At 61.0% G+C, this 2,719-nt stretch carries 2 protein-coding genes; one reads left to right on the top strand and one right to left on the bottom strand.

Annotated features, from left to right (window positions below):
• A partial coding sequence (locus Q0J81_RS11025) for a LysR family transcriptional regulator (RefSeq protein WP_294447893.1) occupies positions 1-268 on the bottom strand: 268 nt, incomplete at its 3' end.
• Between the two features lie 156 nt (positions 269-424).
• Here Q0J81_RS11025 and Q0J81_RS11020 point away from each other — a divergent pair.
• A complete protein-coding gene (locus tag Q0J81_RS11020; RefSeq protein ID WP_294447892.1) occupies positions 425-1,369 on the top strand; it encodes an AEC family transporter in 945 nt (314 codons plus the stop codon).
• Positions 1,370-2,719 lie beyond the last annotated feature (1,350 nt).

Raw genomic sequence — 2,719 nt, 5'->3', positions numbered from 1 at the left:
CCCCGCGCCGAATGCGGGCGGTTTCCCTGCGCAGGGTGTCCAGCGCGCCCGCAACGGCCAGATAATAGCGTTCGCCGTCCGGCGTGAGGCACACGCCCGGTGAACGACGTATGAAAAGCGGCACGCCGAGATAATCCTCAAGATGCCGTATGTGCTGGCTTACGGCCGCCTGCGTGACGCACAGCTCCTCCCCTGCGCGGGTAAAGCTTCCGAGTCTTGCTGCCGCCTCAAAGGCCGCCAGCGCGTTCAGCGGTGGATTTTCCGTCATAAGAAAAACTTATCCCGACCCACAGGAAATCTCGTTTGCAGGGAACGAACGTTTGCTGCATTCTGCGAACTCGCGCCTGTCCGGCCGGAAGGCGACATACCGAAAAAAGAATGCAACGGCGTCCGCGCAGGGCGTGAGACGCCCGGAGACATACTCATGTGGGATGTGTTTTTATTGCTGCTTCCCGTGTTCGTGCTGATCTTTCTGGGGATGCTTGCGGAGCGCTTTCAGCTTGTGCCCCCGTTCGGCTCGACCACGCTCAACCAGTTTCTTGTGAATCTCGGGCTGCCTGCCCTGATATTTCTGTCGATTGCGGAGTGCAGGCCCGAAGACCTCGACCACGAAGCGTTTCTTGCCGGCTTTGCCGTCAGCCTGTTTGCGACGTTCTGCCTGCTCATTCCGGTCTTTCATCACCTGCGGCTCGAAACAGGCTACAAAGAGGAAGTCATGCTGTCAATGCTGGCGAGCTTTCCCAACGTGGTGCTGGTGGGTCTGCCCGTGCTCATGGCGCTTTACCCCGGCAGCCCGGTGGTGGTGCTGGCCAGCACGCTGACCAACATCCTTGAAATACCCATGGTGCTCATCACGCTTTTCATTCTCGTGAACAGCGGCGCCAAAGGACGTCATCCCATACGCACCATTGCCCTTGCGCTCGTCAGCAATCCCGTCGTGCTGGCCACGGTCGCCGGATCGGCATTCTATGCCACGGGCACGGCCGTGCCTGCGGTCATCGAATCGCCGTGCCGGGCGCTCGGCAACTCGGTCATGCCCTGCGCGCTCGTGTCTCTCGGCATCGTCATCAGCGCAAGGCTGCGCAACCATACCGGCTCGTCCGCGTTTCATCCCGGCAGGCAGATGGTCATTCTCGCAGCCAAGCAGGTCGTGCAGCCCGTCATTGCGTTCATTGCGCTCACGGCCTTTCACACGGAACCCCTCTGGCGTTCCATGGGCACGCTGCTTGCGGCCATGCCCGTGGGCACGCTGGCCTACGCCATGAGCGATTCCTACAAAGTTGCGGAAAACGACGCCTCGGCGGCGGTCATCATGACCACGCTCATTTCGCTTGTCATCATTCCCGTTCTGGCCATGTTTCTCAAGTAACCCATTTCACGCCTGCGGGCCGCACGGCAACGGCTGCCCGCGGGCAAACAAGCTCACGTGACGCCCGTCGGGAACCGCATCCCGACCGGACGCCTCCTTCGGAACAAACTGCCGGAGGGTCACGAGAACAAGCCGCACGGATGCCGCACTTCATTCTTGAACCGCAGAATGCAGGGCAAGAGCCGTCGGCAGAACGCACGCGGCCCCGTCGCGAGACGGGGAATCTCAACACGGGGCCGCGAAATGCCTGTGAGCGGAAGCCGCGCAAACGCCGGGGCAGGCCCTGTGCCTTTGTGCGGAACACGCGAACGCCCGTCTGACCGGACGCGATGTACGGACACTCTGGCCTGTGCAGCGGCGGCCATTCGAGGTCATGAACGCCGACTTCTCAGGGGCGCGGGTTTTCCAGACGGAGAAAGCTGCCGGAACATTTCCGCAATTTCCCGGAACTGTTGAACAGCGGGCACGCGAAGAATGCCGCCACCGCCTTCGGCATTGACAGCAGAAAACGAAAGATATCAAATAAATTCAAAGAATTTTCATAATCCTCCTCTACCTGCAAACGGCAGGCGGCCGGGCGCGCACCCGAACCACGCGCGCACGGCGTCACATTCCTCATGGACGTCCCGGCCGCCCCTTTGCCCCCTGTTTTTTCCTTTCCGATGCCCGAGTAACGCCGTTTCCCGTCTGCTCGGGACACGCTGTACGGACGCAGGACTTGTCGGTGGTCATTTCATTTAACGGCGGAAGTAAATTCCGCCTGTTCATGACCGACATTTTCATTCTCCCGAGTGACGCGAGCGCCTGTCAGCTCGGGACACACTGTACGGACTGCGGTGCTTGCACGACGCCCGCCGCGTTTAACGCCGCGAGTGAATCGCGGCTACTTGCGGCCGTCGACCGGGCTCCTGACGTCGCCCGGGGCCCCAGAGCTTCGAGAGAAGGCCGTCCGCTGCAAACGAAGGTTTCCCCGAGCGCTGAGAGACGGTTGTTCTTCGCAAACAAAGGCCCGCCAGAGAGTTGAAACACGACTGTTCTTTACCAACGACGGCTTTCCAGAGCGTTGAACCAGCAATCTCCCCTTTTTCCCGCCGCCCGAGTGACGCGAGAGCCCGTCAGCTCTGGACACACTGTACGGTCGCGGGACTTGTACGGTGGTCATTTCATTTGACGGCGGAAGTGAATTCCGCCTATTCATGACCGACATTTTCCTTCTCCCGAGTGACGCGAGAGCCCGTCTGCTCGGGACACACTGTACGGACGCAGGACTTGTACGACGCCCGCCGCGTTTAACGCCGCGAGTGAATCGCGGCTACTTGCGGCCGTCGACCGGGCTCCTGACGTCGCCCG

The organism is uncultured Mailhella sp. (genome assembly GCF_944324575.1).
GTDB lineage: Bacteria > Desulfobacterota > Desulfovibrionia > Desulfovibrionales > Desulfovibrionaceae > Mailhella.
The sequence above is the reverse complement of the archived record's forward strand: the minus strand, read 5'-3'. Positions and strand labels throughout refer to the sequence as shown.